We start from the raw sequence: 18,351 nt of genomic DNA, 5'->3' as shown, positions 1-18,351 counted from the left end.
ACTACTTTCTACTTTTTAAAGCAGATAATGTATTTTTCATAACCGATTTCGCTTTCAATAACTCTTTTTTATTTGTTAAATTGTTATTTACTTCTTGATTACTTAAATATTTAGCAAGAGATTTAATTGACGTATGCTCATAAAGAACAACTATAGGTAAGTCTCGTTTAAAGGCCTCTTTTAATTTCACATTAATACGAACAAGATCTAAAGAACTCATTCCTAGATCGAAGAAATTATCGTAAATTCCTATTTCTTCGATTCCAAACATATCTTTTAATAATTCGTATAATTGTTGTTCAATTTCATTAGTTGGTGGTCTATACGTTGTGGAAACATCTGAACGATTCTGCTTTAATCTATTCTTACTCCCTTTTTCCAATAGTTCATTATAATAGTTGGCACCATTTAAAAGTTTCCAATGTAAATCTATTGGAGAAACCACGACTTGTTGTTGATTTCTATTGATAATACTACGGAATACTTTTAAACCCTCTTCTACAGTTACACCATCATGTAAGACACTTTCCATATCCATATTAAATTGCTTTGCCCATATTTCAGCCGACTTAAGTGACATACCCACCTCTTGCCAATCTGGCCAGTTAATAGCTACAGTGAACACTCCATCATGAGCCCGCTTATAAAACGCAAATGCATCTAAAAATTCATTCGCTGCATTATAACCACTCTGACCAAATTTCATATGATACGCCACATTACCAATTGATGAACATAGCACGAAGAAATCAATTGGTTCATCTTTTAATAAAGCATCGAGTACTAGTGTACCTTTAATTTTCGGAGCTAAAATTTTATTATTAGATTCTTTTTCACGATTCATCATAATACCTAGATAATCAGCGACACCTGCTGCATGAATTACACCATTAATAGAACCAAAACGAGATTTAGCCTTTTCAATTGCCTGTTTCATATCATCTTGATTGGAAACATCAGAACTTAGGATCATGTATTCTGCACCTTGAGACTCCATTGTCAACAAATCAGAAATAACTCGGCTTACACGCTCGTCTTTATTTTCTAAGTACTGTTCCCATTGATTACGAGGTGGGAACTCTGAGCGGCCAATCAATATAAGTTTGACATTTGGTACTCTATTAGCTAAATCTTTTGCAATTTCAAATCCAATTCCACCAAGTCCACCAGTAATTAAATAGACGCCACCCTCTCGTAATCTATCAATTTCTACATCTTCTTCCTCAAAAGGACTTTGAATAATCGTTTGCGCCCATCGATGACGTCCTCGATAAGCTACAACTATATCAGTAGAATCCACAAAACTCTCCATTAAACCCGCTTCTTCAAACATTTGTTGAGAATCTGTATCCATATCAATGGTACGACATTTTATATTTTGAAACTCAAGATTGCATATTTTTGAAAAGCCTAGAATTGTAGCTTGTTCTGGCTTTAAGTTCAGCTCTGTACCTGTAACTTCAAACATACGGTCAGTAAAAATGTTTAACTGTAATGCTCCCTCATAATTAATTTTCCCAATTGCTTGTGCAATATAAAGTAACGAATAATATCCTTCATCCATTGATCGTTCAATTCTCTCTTGATCGAGAATAACCTCATTAACTGGATTAAAGCTCCAAGCATGTATAATCTTATTTGGTAATAAATCTTTTTGTTCTAATTCTGAAAATAGCATTTCATAATGCATTTTTTGAGATGGACATACCGTATATAAACCGTCGGATTTTTCAGATAAAATACCACCTGTTTTAACTTCAATTACATCATGACCTTCTCTTTTTAATTTTTCTATCAGTCGATTGAATCGATTTAGATGATCATTGAAAATAAGCCATTTATATTTTTGTTCTTTCTTTATTTGTATAGATTTTAATGTTTTGCGTTCCCAAGAAGGCAAATAAAACCAGTCTTTAATATTAGCCTGTTTATTATGGCCTCTTGTTTCCTGAGTTAAACTCTGAGATTGAGTATTAAAAAATGGATCAGCTTTAAATCGTTTTTTCATGAAAGGATACGTTGGTAAATCTAATAACCTTTTATTCTCACTGTTATTAAAAGTATTCCAATTTATAGTTCCACCTTGCATCCATAACCGTCCCATTTGCTTGCATAAATGCTCGAAGTCATTTGATTTATCTAGAGGATGACGTAACATGTTTAAAGCCAATTGATCTTTACTTCTATTTAAATGTTTTAATACAAAAGTTGATAATGCATTACCTGGGCCAATCTCAAGGCAAATTACATTTTTTAAATGAAAAATTTCAGATAATCCCTTTGAAAATTGAACAGTACTTCGTAGATGCTGTGCCCAATAAGAAGGTGATGTGGCTTGATTTGCTGTAATCATTTCACCTGTAACATTAGATATATAAGGTATTTTAGGACTTGATAATTTTATATTTCCTACAGCTTGCTCAAATGCATCTAGAACTTCATCCATCATTCGAGAATGGAAAGCATGCGAAGTAAATAGACGCGTTGTCTTTACTCCATGATTTAAAAGTAATTCCTCAATCTTATTGATTGAAAGTACAGTACCAGAAATTACTGAATGTTGAGAGGAATTTACAGCTGCTATATCTACATCATCTGTTATATAGGTTTGTAATTCATCAACAGATAAATTTACACTTAGCATAGCGCCTTCTGATACGCTATTCATTAACTTCCCTCTAATCATTACTAAATGTAATGCATCTTCATAAGACATTACTTCTGCTAAACAAGCTGCTACAAACTCACCAATACTATGGCCAAACATGACCCTTGGATAAACTCCCCAATTCATTAGAAGCTTGGCTAATGCATATTCAATAGTGAATAGTAGAGGTTGCGTCATTGAAGTTCTATTTAACTGTTCAGTTGCTTTATCCTCTGTCTCCTTTGTAGGATACAAAATATTTTTCATGTCTATATCTAACCAATTTGAGAGTAAGGCTAAACCTTGATCAACGTGTTCACGAAATACAGGTTCATTTTCATATAAATCTCTACCCATATTGATATACTGTGATCCTTGCCCTGAAAAAAGAAAGGCTAAAGGTCTACTCTCCATTGCGTTTGTTTTCTCTAGTCCCGTATCACCAAGTTTTTCTATGGCATCCTCTATTCCATTAACAACTACAGCAGTTCTATATGGAAATTCACGACGACCTTTTTGTAATGTATAAGCTGTATCAGATAGTGATATCTCTGGATTCCCCTTCAAATGCAATAATAGATCGTTAGTAGCTTTATCTAAGGATTCCTCTGTTTTTGCTGAAACAGCTAATAAGTTCCAAGATTGTTTTTCAAAATTCTTAGCATTGTCAGGAACAGACTCTAACACTATATGTGCATTAGTTCCACCCATCCCAAACGAACTAACACCCGCTCTTCTTACCTCTTCTTTCCATGGGATAAGTTCCGTATTTACACGAAACGGATTTTTTCCAAAATCAATGCTAGGGTTTGGGTTATTATAATGAAGGCTCGGCGGAATTTTCTTGTTTTTCAAAGCTAAGACCGTCTTTATAAATCCTCCAACTCCTGCTGCAGCATCTAAATGTCCAATGTTCGTCTTCACTGATCCAATTAAAACTCTACCTGGTTCTTGCTTACCAAAAGCTAACTTCAATGCTTCTACTTCTATAGGATCACCTAGTTGTGTACCAGTACCATGAGTTTCTATATATGAGATTTCTTCAGGCTTAACGCCAGCTATTTCATGAGCAGATTTTATAACAGCAGCTTGTCCATCAACCCCTGGCGCTGTAAATCCAGCCTTATTGGACCCATCATTGTTTACTGCAGCTCCCTTAATAACTCCATGTATTAAATTCCCATCTCGAAGAGCGTCCTCTAACCTTTTCAGTACTACAATACCAGCACCATTTCCACCCACTGTTCCTTGAGCATCCTTATCAAAAGCTCGACAATGACCATCTGGTGAGAAAATCATACCATCTTCATATAAATATCCTGTTTTTGTTGGATAAGTTATACTTACTCCCCCGGCCAAGGCTATGTCGCATCGTCCATCGATAAGATCTGCCCATGCGTTTTGAATAGCAACTAAGGAGGTAGAACAAGCTGTTTGTACTGTAATCGCTGGTCCTTTTAGATTTAATTTATAAGCCAATCGAGTAGCAAAGAAATCTTTTTCGTTTAACAACATTGCTTGGAAATCTTCTAATGTATTAGAAGATTCACTAGCAATAGAACGAAGCCAGTGGAAATTTGGTGATCCTCCAACATAAACTCCTGTATCCATATGAGAAGAATTAACCTCACCTGCTTGTTCTAGTGCTTCCCATGCGCATTCATGAAGTATTCGCAGTTGTGGATCCATCATTTCAGCTTCTTTTAGACTGTAATCAAAAAATTCATTATCAAATGCATCTACATCTTCTAAATACCCTTTAGATTTTATATAATTAGGTTTTTGAATCACTTCTTTTGGTATGCCCATCTCACTAAGTTCTTCATCTGTAAATGTACAAATGGATTCTATCCCTTGTTCTAAATTTGACCAGAATTGCTTAAGATTAGAAGCGCCTGGCATACGAACCGCCATACCAACCACTGCTACATCATTTTTATTCATAGATAAAAGATTTTCTTTCTTAACTTCTTCAGGTTGGTGTTCCATAGCATTATCACTTCTAAAGTAGGAAGCTTGATCATGAACTGTTGGGTATCGGAATAACATAGGCATTGTAAGTTCTTTTTCAAACTTGCTTCGTAAACGAGAGAACAATCGAACCATTTTTAAGGAGTTCCCTCCAACATCAAAGAAATTATCATACAACCCTACTTTTTCTACCCCCAAAACTTCCTTCCAAACATCAGCTACCGTTGTTTCAAGCTCATCTAGTAAATCATTTGGTTGTACTAACTTAGTAGGCTTAGGTAAAGCACGACGATTAACTTTTCCATTCGTAGTTAATGGCATTTCACTTAAAAGTACAAAATACATAGGTATCATATACGAAGGTATTTTGTCAGTAAGATAATAACGTAATTCATTTTGAGATATATCTTGATCAGTTAGTATATAAGCACACAGTTCTTGTTCCTCTCCAAAAGCAATAGATAAAACTACCGCTTCCTTCACATCCGCATGCTGTTGTAAATGATGTTCTATTTCTCCTGTTTCAATTCGATATCCACGTATCTTCACTTGATGATCACTACGACCTATATACTCCATTTCGCCATTTTCAAGAATACGGACTAAATCTCCTGATCTATATAATCTTTCACTTGGATTATAAGGATTCTGTATAAAACGTTCACTGTTTAGTTCAGGACGATTTAGATATCCCCGCGCAACTCCATACCCTCCAACATAAAGTTCCCCTTGCATTCCCTTAGGTGTAGGATTCATATGTTTGTCAAATACATAGCACGAATACGTAGGAAGAGGCACGCCTATAGCACTAAGATTACTGTGCATTTCTTTTTCTCCAATTTCCTTATAAGTAACATGTACTGTTGTCTCAGTTATTCCATACATATTTACTATGACCGTATTAGGTGAACGCTTAAACCAACTTTGCAGTAAACCTGGCTTCAGCATTTCCCCTCCAAATGTAATTAACCTAATTTTAAAAGCAAGTTTAGGCATCTCTTCAACTACTTGTTGAAAAACATAGAATGCAGATGGAGTTTGATTCAATACCGTTACTCCCTCATCTGCAATCAACTGAGCAAGTTTATACGTATCACGGATTGTTTCTTTTGTTGCCAGGACAAGACGTCCACCATAAGTAAGTGATCCAAATATCTCCCAAACTGACATATCAAAACAGAAAGAATGAAATAGTAACCACACATCATTACTAGAGAATTTAAAACTATTTGGTTGATGCATGACAAGTTGTATTACATTACTATGTTCAATCATAACCCCTTTAGGACGTCCTGTTGTTCCAGAAGTATAAATGACATATGCTAAATTATTTGGGGCAACATCTACTCTCTCGAAATCTTGCATCGGTGTCTTATTAAGTTCTTCAATAAAAAGTATTGTGCTATCAAATTTAACTTTATCCTTAAATAAATTTGAGGTTATTATTACATTTGAACCACTATCTTGAAGAATAAAATCAATGCGTTCCTGCGGATAATCAGGATCAATTGGAACATAAGCCCCACCTGCTTTTAAAATACCAAGTAGAGAGATAATCATATTAAATGAGTAATCTAACATTACAGCTACTGGCGAATCTAAAGTTACACCTTCTTTTAGAAGAGCAAATGCCACTTTATCCGCACGCTCATTCAATTCTCCATAAGTCATCTCACTATTCTCAAATGTAAGTGCCACTCTCTCAGGATGCTTTTCAGCTTGCATCTCAATTAATTGATGAAGTGTTGTGTGTGGGAATGTAGCACTTTGATTTTGACCACCTTGAAGCAAAAACTTTTCTTCTGCCTCATCTAACATCTTAAGAGTTTGTATTGGTTGTCCTTCATCTAAAAGCATTGAATCTAATAATTGTATAAAATGGTTAGTTATACTGGTAATAATGGATTCATCAAATAGATCTTCAGGCCACATCATTGCAAGTTTAATAGAATCGAAACACTCTATTGAGACGGTTAAATCATAGTTGGTCATTTCATTTACTTCATAACCTGAAATTCTTACACTTTCATCAATTTCTTTCAGCTTTTCTATATCAAGAGGATAATTCTCAACTACCATAATAGTGTCAAATGACACGTTTAAATCAACAATTGGAGTCGTTTCATATTCAGTTCTTCTTTGGACATCACTTTGAATTCTTTGTAAAAGATCTGAAACAGTCATTCTCCCATCAGCACTTACACGAAGTGGTGGTGTATTTATAAATAAACCTACCATTTCATTCAGACCGTGCATTGGAATTGAACGCCCGGATACTGTTGTACCGAATATTACGTCCTCTGAATTTTTGTACCTTTGTAATAATAGACCCCAGGCTGTATAGAATAATGTAGCCAATGTTACACCTTGATTACTTGCAAAACTTCGAAATCTATCACTTTGCTCTTTATCTATCTCTTTTACATATGTTTTTGCTTTTTTTAGTTGATTAGAATTTTTATTGGATAAATTTATTTGTTCAGTTAATTCATTTAAATATTGTTCCCAAAAAAGCTTTTGTTTTGATTTATCTTGTTTTTGTTGCCATAGTATATATTCTTTAAATTTCTTTTTATTTATAGATGATGGTACATCTCCCTTTATTAACTCTCGATATACCTTAATAAACTCTTGTAAAATAATACTATTACTCCAACCATCAAACAAAATATGATGATGACGTAAAACCATTTCATATTCGCCTTCGTTCAAATGGCACAGTTCGATAGAAAAGGGAACTGTTTGTAAATCAAAGCTTTCTGTATCATTAGATACTTTGCCATCACTATAAATAATGTTCGGAGTATGCTCTTTTAGTATAAGTTGTACAGGTTGTTTAACTTTTTCCCATCGGAAAATTGTACGCAGCATTTCATTTTCCCGCGTTACATAATTCCACGCCTCTTCAAACTTTGGAATATTAATTTTTCCAGTTAAGCAAAGTCGAAGTTCTTCATGATACAGCTTTCCTTCGGGTTCTTTCAAATAATGATAAAGAATACCTTCCTGCACTGGTGTAAGGGCGATTACATCTTCAATATCTTCTTTATGAATCTTTACTGCTTTCCTCATTAACAGAACCTCCTACAAGTGTGGTATGGTGTGAATATTTATCGGAACCTAATAAGGCAAGTGCTTTTCTATCTATCTTTCCGCTATCCGTTAATGGCATTTCATTTACACGTACAAAACGGTTAGGTATCATATAATCTGGTAAAAATAAGCGTAGATATTTTTTTAACCTCTCTAACTCAATATCATTTTCTGACTCATAGAAAGCGATTAACTTAACTACCATCTCAGATTCTTGTCTTACAATTACCGCACATTGTAAAACTCCTTCACAAGACATTAAACACGATTCTATTTCCCCTAACTCAATACGAAGGCCATTAACTTTAACTTGAAAATCAATTCTTCCATGAAACTCAATATTCCCATCCGATCTTATTAAAGCTAAGTCACCGGTTTTATATATACGGGTATCAAGGGAATATTGTACAAACTTTTCTGCCGTTAATTGCGGCCTATTTACATATCCACGTGCTAATCCTATACCTGAGATACATAATTCTCCTATATGGCCTTCCGGAAGTTTATTACCATATTTATCAACAACAAACATCTCAATATTCTTAATTGCTCGCCCTATTGGAACGCTCCCTTCTGTAATCTCATGTGTCGGACAATCATAAGCAGTCACATCAATGGTTGCTTCAGTAGGTCCGTACAGATTAGTAAGAAGTGTACCATTAGAGAAATTTAGCAGCTTGTTAAAACGGTTTACATGTTGAGACAGTAGTGCCTCACCACTAACAAATACTTGTTTCAACGATTTTATTCGGTTAGTTTCACCTGTCACATCAAGATAGTGTAAAAATGCACTTAACATAGATGGTACAAAATGCATAATTGTCACGTCATTACTTTCAGTTGTCTCAATAATAGCCTGTGGAAACTTCTCCATCCCCGGCGCAAGAATACATACTTTGGCTCCAACTATGGCCCACCAGAACATCTCCCATACGGACACATCAAATGTATAAGGGGTCTTTTGTAATATAGTATCCTTTGAACTAATTGGATAAGCCTCTTGCATCCACTCAATTCGATTTATTAAGGCCGAATGCTCAATCATAACACCCTTAGGTTTCCCGGTTGAACCGGAAGTGTATATTACATACACAAGATCAGAGGGTTTGTTAATACACTCTAGATTTTCACCCTTTCCTTCATAGGAAATCGAATCTAAAGCCAACATATCAGCTTTCAAACTATCTTGAAAACGATGTAGGATTTGCTTTTGCGTCAGTATTAATTTAGCACGGCTATCTTCTATAATGAATTGTAATCGTGATGATGGATGATTCGGGGAAAGCGGCAGATATGCTCCGCCCGCTTTTAATATCCCGAAAATTCCGACAACCATTTCGATAGATCGCTCTACCATAATACCTACAACTGTATCTGGTCCAACTCCACCTTCACGTAAAAGACGAGCTAATTGGTTACTTTTTTCATTTAATTCTTTATAGGTTAATGTTTCTTTTTTAAAAATAACAGCAACCTCATCTGGCGTACGGACTACTTGTTCTTCAAACAGCTTCTGTATACATGTACTCATCCGGGTTGTATCACTCCTTTTGTTACAGGTATTTTTTCAATGGCACGTTTCGCTTTTTTAGCAAATCCCTTACCAAGTAATAGCTGATGAATCTGATTACTCCCCTCAACGATCTCCATTGTTTTAGAATCTCTAAAGCACCTTGATATTGAATAATTATCATTACAACCAAGTGCTCCCATAATCTGTACAGCATTCGTTGAATGCCTTGTACCTGAGCGCGATGCAAAATATTTTGCAATCATAATCTTTTCAGTAGCATCAGCTCGATGCTCATTTTTGGCCTTACAAGCTTCTAAACTAAGTAGTATAGAAGCTTCTAAATCTACTCCCATATCCGTAATCATATGTGAAATCATGCCATGATCAATTAGAGAGTTACCAAATGCACTTCTATGTAATACATGATTCCCACATATTTCTAAACAAGTACGTAATACACCAAGAGCAGCAAAGGCAATTGAAATACGCCCAAATTCTAAAGCATACGGTGCAAGGTAAGTAAAAGCAAATCCTGGTCTACCAATGATATTTTCTAAAGGTATTTCTACATTATTGAATTCAATTTCTGCCAAATATGCAGCTTTAAATCCAAGCATGTCTCTTATATGAGTAACATTTACACCCGCACTATCTTTTGGTACTAAACAGGCAACTGGTTGTTCACCATTTAGTTTTCCAAATACCAAAAACACATCAGCAGCTGCACCAAAAGTGATCCACTTCTTCACTCCATTAAGTATTAATTTATCCCCGTGTTGATCGAAGTTCGTTTTAATCATATTTAAATCTGATCCTGCTCCAGGTTCAGTAAGGGCTAATGCAGCTATTTGGTTACCAGATGCAAGTAATGGTAACCACTGATTTTTTTGATTTTCTGTTCCCCATTTTAAAATCGTTTCTGTTACCATCGTATGGACATTAAATAATCCCGAAAGAGAGACACTACCTCTTGCTATTGCTTCAGTAAATAACCCATACGTTACATAATCCCATTCTAATCCACCATACTCTGTTGGAAGTGTTCCACCTAAATAACCATTTTTAGCACAAGTCTTTATTATGTCTGATGGAATGCCCTGTTCAATCTCCCAACTATTAGCGTAAGGTTCTATATTTTCACAAACAAAATCCAAAAAATTCTGATATATTTTATATTGAGATGGCTCTAAGTATTGTTTCATGTCCATTACCGAACCATTTGCTTATTTCTTATAAAATTACCAATAGAATTTACAGACTTATAGTTATCCATATCTAAGTCATCCATAGTTACCTTTATGGCAAATTCTTTTTCAAGAAAAGTCATCAATTGGATTGCAAATAAAGAATTAACTAATCCTTCTTCAAAAATCTCAGTATCATCATTAAATTCAATACCTACATGATCTTGAATATACATATGAATAATTTGTTCTAAATTTTTATCTTGCATTTTATACACCCCTATTTGTAATTTTTAATTTTAATAAGCGTAAAAACCTTTACCACTCTTTCTACCACATTCACCTGCATCCACCATCTTTTTAAGTAATGGACAACATCTAAACTTTGGATCTTGATATTCCTCATAAAGTACATTCAAAGAATGTAATACTGTATCTAACCCAATTAAATCTGCTGTTTCTAATGGACCCATTGTATGTCCAAAGCATTTTTTAAATATATCGTCTACCTGTTTAGGCGTTGCTACACCATCCATTACAACCCAAGCCGATTCATTCATGAATAAGTGGGAGATACGGTTAGAAACAAACCCAGTCTGATCATTAACCACAATTGCATCTTTATCTAATTGTTTGAGGAAAGATTGAGCTTTTTCGACCGTTTCATCTGAAGTTAAATACCCTCTAATAACTTCTATAGATGGTTTCATATATACCGGATTCATAAAATGCATTCCTATTATTTTATCTGGACGCTTTGTTACTCCTCCTACTTTTGTTATTGAGATACAAGACGTATTGACTCCAAAAATTGTATCCTTTTTACATATCTCATCTAATCTTCTATAGATCGGCTCTTTAATTTGCCAGTTTTCTGGAACATTTTCTACTATATAATCACATTCAGCCACTTCATCAAGATTAGTAGAGCTACTTATTAACGAAAGTACTTCTTCCTTATGCATTCTAGGAAATGCTTTATTAATTAGAGGAGCAAAGCGAACTGTCTCTAATATTTTCTCTTCCGCTATTTCTAACTGCTCTTCTGTAACATCAATTAATACCATTTCAAGACCATGCAGCACTAAATCTACTGCCATGCCGATCCCCATTGTTCCAGCACCTACAATACCAATTTTCTTGAACATTTATTCATCATCGCTCCCTTAATATATTTATAATTTATATCTAAAAACTTTTACATTGAAGAACTCTTTGCAGGTAACGTTTTTGTTCTCTCTCTTTAATCTGTTTTTCAGTAAGTGCTGTTTTCATCATTTGGATTGCTTCTTCTACATCACTTTTCTCCACTGAATACCCCGAATTAATTTTTTCTTCCAATTGACTTTGGACCTTTTGAAATGGGAGTACTACCTTTTTCTGATAATCACTTAAATCTGTATTATAATTTTTTGTACTTACAACTACAGTTAAACACCCTGATATAACTTCTTCATAATCAGATTCTTGTAATGTAAAAGAATTTTTTGTATTTAGGATATCTTTCTCCCTTTCATAATTACATGTCGATATAGCAGGGTTAATAGCTTGCAGAAGATACTTCAAGACTTCCTTTGGTCCCATTTCAATAGCTTTCATAGACCCTTGATTCATTAGATAATGAATCATGTCCAACCATTTCACAGGCTTTATTAATTGTAAGTAAAGGTTTTCTCTTATATTTTCTACACCTTTATACATTGAACTATCATGATTCGCTATGACAGGTACTAATGGCTGTTTCATATCTATATTTTCTAGTACACTCTTATATTTTTCAGCAGCAGGTTGCATCATAGGAGAATGAAATGGCCCACTTAATTTAAGGGGGATTGCAATTCCCCCATGCTCTACTACCATTTCACAAGCTAACTGAACCGCAGAGTTTGTACCAGAAATTGATGTTTTATTTGGAGTGTCATAAGCCGATATATATACTTCCTGTCCCTTGGTTAACAATTCTGAACAAATACCTTCAACAATTTCTGGAGCAAGATTGTTAACCCATGCCATAGTTCCATCTATAGTCAATGCATAGCTACTCAAAATCGTACTACGTTCTTGTACTAATTTTAAGGTATCTGAAAATGCAATTGCTCCAGAAGCACATAGAGCTGTATATTCTCCCAAAGAATATCCAATCATTGCCTCTGGTTTATTGCCTATTTCCTGTTCAAAAACTCGAAAAGCTGCCATGCTAGTTGTTACTAAAGCAGTCTGTGAATTTTGTAACTTTTCAAGGTCAGCTTTGTATATCTTCTCCATACAAAGGGAAGCCATGTCTATTTTTAGAGTGTCACTTGCTTCTTCAAATATCTCACGTGCTACAGGGAAGTTTTCATAAAGGTACTTACCCATTCCAGAATAATGGGATCCTACGCCAGGAAACATAAATACAATATTCATCTTTTTATCTCCCTTTTTTTCATCTTAAGCTATCTTCAACTCTATCTAATAAAGCTCGTCCCTCTTCAGTTTTTCTTAAATTCACTAAATCAACTACATAGCGAATATCTGATACATCATTCCATCCTAAATCCAGTGCAAGATTCATATGCTTTAACGAAAGATCGATTCTATCAATTAATGAATAACCACATGAAAGTAAAAAGTGATGCCATGCATTTAAATCTCCTATAGTACGAGCTTTTTGTACAAACTCACTAGCTTTATTAAAATCTGAATAGTATCTTAGTTGATGGTATGCGGTAAAAACGAAATTATCTAATTCGTTATAAGGAAACACATAAGCTGTATAGGTTTGAAGATTTGTGAATCCAACTTTTCCCGCTAGTTTAATAGATGGGATACGAAAATCCTCTGTCTTCCAATGTGGTGTTCTTCCTTGTTTTAAACAGTCATCCAAGAATGCTCTTGCAGCCAACCAAGCATACCCTTTACCTCGCTGGAATAAATCATAAGTATTAATTCCAATTTCCACATCAGTATCTGTTGCAAAAACCGATAAGCAACTAGTTACAACTTGTTCATGTACCATTACTACATAACCAAATCCATTTCGGATGAAATCCTGAGTTGACTCCCAAAAATCAACAATATCATCCCGTACCATTGCGAACTTTTTATCTGATAACATGTCGATTGTAATCCGTTCCACCGTTACCTCATCAGGCATATTAGGTTTAGATAACTTATTATAAGACTCCGGATCAAAAGTAAATGTTACTCGAGTGTAAGGTTTAGGAATAAACATTTGCAATTGTTCCTCGACAACCTGTTTCCATTTTGATTCGGGTAATAATTCAACCTGAAAAAAGTCATCCCCTATCTGCTGAGCCTCAGGTGCAATTACTTCTTTAATAAAAGTTGGTAGACTTGAAACAAAATTACTTGTAGGATCACCTAATAAATAAAAAATTTCTTGTTCTGCCCATACAAGTGCACATCTAGGGTTATTAGGATTATCCACATAAATATGTCCCTTATTATAACCATGAGCTATACCATTAAGTATTGGATGGTTCTTATAATCAACGAGAAGTGGAGATATTTGTTTGAATTCATCCTTTTCTTTTACCAATTCATAAATCATATTCTTAAAAGTCCTCCCTTTTGAGAACAAGTGTGAAGTGCATGCTGCGCAATAATTGGCTGAAGTACCTGCGAGGTACCTTCAATAATTTCTAAAACCTTTGCTTCCCTAAATAAACGCTCAACAGGATATTCTCTTGAAAATCCGTTTCCACCAAACACTTGGACAGCGTCTGTAGCTATCTTCATAGCCATCTTTGAGGCAAAATATTTTGCAATGGTTGTTTCAATTACAGCATCAGTATGTCTATCCTGACGCTTTTTCCCAGCCTCTTGGCATAACGAACGAGCTGCTTTTATATTTACACTTGCTTCTGCTAAAATTGTTTGAATTGCTTCATATTCACATATATATTTATTTCCTTGTTTTCTTCTTCTTGAATAAGCTACCATTGCTTCTAGTGCTTCTTGAGCAATGGCTACTCCCGCCCAGGCAATACTATATCTACCATGATCAAGAGCTGTGTTAACTACATAACTCCATCCACCCCCAATTGGTCCTAACAAATTTTCAGGTGGTACCTTTACATCTTGCAAATGAATCTCAGCTATATGCGAGGAATTACTTGCTAACAGTTTACTCATTTTATTTGTAGAAACACCCGTCATTGACCGTTCAACAATAAAAGCGCTAACTTTTCCCTCACTAGACGCAAAAACTAAAAAACAATCCGCAATGTCAGCAAAAGAAATCCATTTTTTGTGCCCATTAAGAATAAAATGATCATTAACTTGTTTATAGGAAGTTCCAACAGCTTTTGCATCAGAACCAACCTCTGGCTCAGTTAGGGCAAATGAAAATAATAGGTTCCCCTTTGCCATCTCAGGTAACCATTTTCTCTTTTGCTCTTCAGTCCCCCACCTTTTAATTGACTCCCCTACTAAAGATACATGAACTGTAAGTAATTCACGAACCGAATTACAAGCTTTACCTATGATTTCAGTAAGACGACCATAATCTAAAGAATCAAGAGAAAGCCCACCATATTCTTTTGGTATCGTTGCACCCAATACACCATAACTTGAGATTTCTTGTATCACATCATAGGGAAGCTCTTCATTACTTTCAAACTCACTTGCTCGAGGCCGAAGCTTCTTTTCCGCAAACTCATCAACTACTCCCAGAATCTCTTCTGCATTACTCATACTGTGAAATTCCCATTCTTCTTTTTGTTAATTAGATCAACCATATTATTAATAGTAGAAAAGTTAATAATATCAAGTTCATCATTATCTACTACTATATCAAACTCCGTTTCTATAAAATTTAACATTTGCATAGCAAAGAGCGAATTCACATAACCTTTTTCAAATATGTTGTCATCATTAGCAACAATAGTTTCCTCTGCATTAAAAATAATAAGATTTTTTTTAATGTATTGACGTATTTTTTCATGATTATCCATGTAATTACTCCTTCTGAGACCTAGGAAATCAATTAACCAATATCCCAATTAAAATCGGTCTCTATTATTATTTTTTCTTTCTCCTGAGTCGCAGATAAAACAAGTTCTTTTTCCTCACTTGTTAACATTTGAATATCTTTTAGACTAACATTAGGATGAGTTGTTATTTCTTCTAATAGAAGGTTAAATCGCCGTCCAAATTCTACTATTGTTGATTTATCAAATAAAGATGTAGCATATTCAAAAGTGAATTCATATATATCTTTATTTTCTTGAGCAATAAGAGTTAAATCAAACTTACTTGTTAGTGTATCTGTGTTTGTTTCTGTGCTAATTTCTAATCCATCCACAACTGTATGTTTTTCATCCGAATTTTGTAATACAAACATGACATCAAATAAAGCACTTCGGCTTAAGTCTCTAGAAAGATCTAATTTTTCCACTAACTGATCAAATGGATACACCTGATGTTCGAAAGCTTCTAACGTATCGTTTTTCACTTTTTTCAAGTGATTAATAAAAGATTGATCTGGATTTATTTGATAACGTAATGCAATTGTATTTACAAACAGCCCCATAAGAGGTAACAAATCAGCATGCGGCCTACCTGCAACTGGTGTTCCTATAATGACATCCTTTTGTTCCCCATGCTTGTACAGAAAAATAGTGAAAGTAGCCATAAGTAACATAAAAGGTGTCGTATCAGTTTCTAGTGCTATTTTTTTTATTTTTTGAGTAATTTCCTTGTTTACTTGGAAATTGTATTGTTCACCCTCAAAACTCTTTACTGGTGGTCGACCTCGATCGTATGGTAATTCAAGAACTGGTATATCCCCTGAGAATAATTCCTCCCAGTATTTCTTATGGATATCAAATTCTTTAGAAGATAATAATTTTTGTTCCCACACAGCATAATCTTTATATTGCAAACGATTTTCCGGCAATGTTTCCCCTGCATATAGGGCCTTAAAATCATGCATAAAGATACTTAAAGACACGCCATCTGTTATGATGTGATGAAGGTCAATTACAAGTAAATAACTATTATCTTTTAGCTCCTTTAGTCCAGCCCGCATTAACGGAACCTTAGAAAGATCAAATGGTTGTAACCATTCTTTATAATCTCCCTTTATCATTTCTAGCTCAAATGTTACCTGTTCTAATACTCTCTGTACTAATTGATCCCCCTGCCACTCAAACTGTGTTCTGAGTATTTCATGGCGTTTAATAAGCTTTTCAAAGACTAATTCTATCCTTTTCCGGTCCACCCTTCCTTTAAGAATAAACCAACTTGGTACATTGTATGTCATCTGTACCCCATCCATCTCTTGTAATAGCATCATTCTTTTTTGAGTCGATGAAACCGGGTATACTTCAGATTTCGGTACTACTTCTATATCTTGCAACCTATTTTCTTTTGAATTTTTAATAAAATGACTTAAAGTGCTTATTGTTGGATACTCAAAAAGATTTGCCAATGATAATTGCACGTTAAATTCTTTCCATATTTTAGCGTTGATTACAGTAGCATGAAGGGAATGACCACCAAGTGCGAAAAAATTATCTTCCACACCAATACAAGGATTACCTATAACTTCTTTCCATATATCAACTAGCTTTCTCTCCATATCATCGAGTGGTTTTACATAATTAGTAGTCTCCATCGATGGAGAAGAATCTATAATTACATTCTTTGTATTACCTTCTATAACAGAAATAAGAAATGTCATTATTTGTTCAGCTAAATTTTGCTCGTATTCTGCAGCATGGTGAATTTTATCTGAAATGTTTACTATTCCTTCTTTAGTTACTGATTTTGTTAAGTGCATTTTTATCAATGATCCACGAATTACTCCCCAATTGGCAGCTGCTGTCTTCATAGATTCAGCGATAGTTTGGAAGTCCGAGTGATAACGCTCACCAAGAAACGAAAGCATTTTTGAAAACTTCACTCGGCCATCTACAACTTGACCTAAATGTGAGAATAACGGAACATCATTAAAGTCTGAATATCCATCTGTCTCTTTATTTAAATCAAACCTACTTATTAGTTTCGTAGCAAAAAGGTGCATTTGTGAAAAAATATGTTTTTCATCTTTTATATGTTTTATCCAATTTGACAAATCGGTTGTAATCGATTGTATGTCTGTGATTTCATCTTCAGTAACTTTTAAAGTACTTACTTTTTGATAACCCTTATGAAAAAGTTCTGTTGAAAGTTGTGCATTTTTAACCATAAAATATGGATCGGTAATAATTAAACAGTCTTCTTCGGGCTCATATCCTACAATAACAAATGAATGAACAATATGATTTTTTAGATAATTTTCATCCCAAGGAAGCCAGTATGCATTCATGGTTACCACCACAGGAAATCCCGAGTATAATTGTTCTAATATAATTTCAAATCCTTCATCGGATGAATCTTTATCAAATATAGTACTTTTTATACCATGATATTTTTCTAAATCACTTACAAAATAACCAGACTCTGTATATAAACCATCCCCTAGATTTCCATTATCGACAGGAGAAAAACCAAAATCCCATAATCTAGCGTACATTAAATAATGTTTACGCTTAAACCAATTAGCTAACGTAGCAATTACATCATCAATACAATTCTGTTCAGAACTTTTACAAGGCTCAACATCATATAAGATTGAAGAAGTATAATTTCCCATTTACTCACCTCTATATTTTTACCAGCAGGAAAAACTATTGTAATTTGGTTATTTCTCTATACTAAGTTGACAGAGATATGTATATCTTCTTTAAAAAGCTATCAATTATTATTAATGCATTTCATATAAATAATCTTATTTCTCTAATCATTTTTTTATTTTAATCATTCTATAATAGGGAGGAGAATTCCCTAACTCATAGTCACCAGAACAAACACTAACATTCCAGAAAGCTAAGAGGGAAAGCTCCTTTAATCCCACAGTATAGCAAGTGTAAATTTAAACTCTTAAAAGTCGTGTT

10 protein-coding genes are annotated in these 18,351 nt (G+C 34.4%); all 10 read right to left on the bottom strand.

Annotated features, from left to right (window positions below; translation table 11 throughout):
* Position 1: 1 nt before the first annotated feature.
* Genes MR143_RS15245 through MR143_RS15200 form a run of 10 tightly spaced genes read right to left on the bottom strand, consistent with a single transcriptional unit; the run spans position 2 to position 18,050 of the window.
* The gene (locus tag MR143_RS15245; RefSeq protein ID WP_242280837.1) at positions 2 to 7,690 is read right to left on the bottom strand and encodes a non-ribosomal peptide synthetase/type I polyketide synthase; all 7,689 of its coding nucleotides are present in this window, start codon (positions 7,688 to 7,690) and stop codon (positions 2 to 4) included.
* Positions 7,665 to 9,242, bottom strand: a complete 1,578-nt coding sequence (gene zmaJ / locus MR143_RS15240; protein ID WP_098218153.1) for a zwittermicin A synthase ZmaJ — start codon at positions 9,240 to 9,242, stop codon at positions 7,665 to 7,667. The genes MR143_RS15245 and zmaJ overlap by 26 nt, the downstream gene beginning before the upstream one ends.
* Positions 9,239 to 10,432, bottom strand: a complete 1,194-nt coding sequence (locus tag MR143_RS15235; protein WP_242280836.1) for an acyl-CoA dehydrogenase family protein — start codon at positions 10,430 to 10,432, stop codon at positions 9,239 to 9,241. The genes zmaJ and MR143_RS15235 overlap by 4 nt, the downstream gene beginning before the upstream one ends.
* Positions 10,432 to 10,677 (bottom strand): acyl carrier protein, encoded by a 246-nt coding sequence (locus tag MR143_RS15230; RefSeq protein WP_001152970.1) that lies wholly within the window; start codon positions 10,675 to 10,677, stop codon positions 10,432 to 10,434. The genes MR143_RS15235 and MR143_RS15230 overlap by 1 nt, the downstream gene beginning before the upstream one ends.
* A 30-nt stretch (positions 10,678 to 10,707) precedes the next feature.
* The gene (locus tag MR143_RS15225; RefSeq protein ID WP_242280835.1) at positions 10,708 to 11,556 is read right to left on the bottom strand and encodes a 3-hydroxyacyl-CoA dehydrogenase family protein; all 849 of its coding nucleotides are present in this window, start codon (positions 11,554 to 11,556) and stop codon (positions 10,708 to 10,710) included.
* 40 nt (positions 11,557 to 11,596) lie between these two features.
* Positions 11,597 to 12,814: an ACP S-malonyltransferase gene (locus tag MR143_RS15220; protein WP_061884892.1), complete on the bottom strand. Its 1,218-nt coding sequence runs from the start codon at positions 12,812 to 12,814 to the stop codon at positions 11,597 to 11,599.
* Between the two features lie 19 nt (positions 12,815 to 12,833).
* Positions 12,834 to 13,961, bottom strand: coding sequence for a GNAT family N-acetyltransferase (locus MR143_RS15215; RefSeq protein WP_000638851.1), 1,128 nt, complete (start codon positions 13,959 to 13,961; stop codon positions 12,834 to 12,836).
* Entirely contained in the window at positions 13,958 to 15,106 is a 1,149-nt protein-coding gene (locus MR143_RS15210) for an acyl-CoA dehydrogenase family protein (protein ID WP_242280834.1), read from the bottom strand. Before MR143_RS15210 ends, MR143_RS15215 begins: the two co-directional genes overlap by 4 nt.
* Entirely contained in the window at positions 15,103 to 15,366 is a 264-nt protein-coding gene (locus MR143_RS15205; RefSeq protein ID WP_000368639.1) for an acyl carrier protein, read from the bottom strand. The genes MR143_RS15210 and MR143_RS15205 overlap by 4 nt, the downstream gene beginning before the upstream one ends.
* Before the next feature lie 32 nt (positions 15,367 to 15,398).
* Positions 15,399 to 18,050 (bottom strand): condensation domain-containing protein, encoded by a 2,652-nt coding sequence (locus tag MR143_RS15200; RefSeq protein ID WP_242280833.1) that lies wholly within the window; start codon positions 18,048 to 18,050, stop codon positions 15,399 to 15,401.
* Positions 18,051 to 18,351 lie beyond the last annotated feature (301 nt).

The sequence above is a fragment of the Bacillus cereus group sp. BfR-BA-01347 genome (genome assembly GCF_022663835.1).
Taxonomy (GTDB): Bacteria; Bacillota; Bacilli; order Bacillales; family Bacillaceae_G; genus Bacillus_A; species Bacillus_A thuringiensis_K.
The sequence above is the reverse complement of the archived record's forward strand: the minus strand, read 5'-3'. Positions and strand labels throughout refer to the sequence as shown.

Excerpts from the sequence above, each read along its gene's own strand:
- MR143_RS15245 (WP_242280837.1), bottom strand. The coding sequence starts at position 7,690 with ATGAGGAAAGCAGTAAAGATTCATAAAGAAGATATTGAAGATGTAATC.
- zmaJ (WP_098218153.1), bottom strand. The coding sequence starts at position 9,242 with ATGAGTACATGTATACAGAAGCTGTTTGAAGAACAAGTAGTCCGTACG.
- MR143_RS15235 (WP_242280836.1), bottom strand. The coding sequence starts at position 10,432 with ATGGACATGAAACAATACTTAGAGCCATCTCAATATAAAATATATCAG.
- MR143_RS15230 (WP_001152970.1), bottom strand. The coding sequence starts at position 10,677 with ATGCAAGATAAAAATTTAGAACAAATTATTCATATGTATATTCAAGAT.
- MR143_RS15225 (WP_242280835.1), bottom strand. The coding sequence starts at position 11,556 with ATGTTCAAGAAAATTGGTATTGTAGGTGCTGGAACAATGGGGATCGGC.
- MR143_RS15220 (WP_061884892.1), bottom strand. The coding sequence starts at position 12,814 with ATGAATATTGTATTTATGTTTCCTGGCGTAGGATCCCATTATTCTGGA.
- MR143_RS15215 (WP_000638851.1), bottom strand. The coding sequence starts at position 13,961 with ATGATTTATGAATTGGTAAAAGAAAAGGATGAATTCAAACAAATATCT.
- MR143_RS15210 (WP_242280834.1), bottom strand. The coding sequence starts at position 15,106 with ATGAGTAATGCAGAAGAGATTCTGGGAGTAGTTGATGAGTTTGCGGAA.
- MR143_RS15205 (WP_000368639.1), bottom strand. The coding sequence starts at position 15,366 with ATGGATAATCATGAAAAAATACGTCAATACATTAAAAAAAATCTTATT.
- MR143_RS15200 (WP_242280833.1), bottom strand. The coding sequence starts at position 18,050 with ATGGGAAATTATACTTCTTCAATCTTATATGATGTTGAGCCTTGTAAA.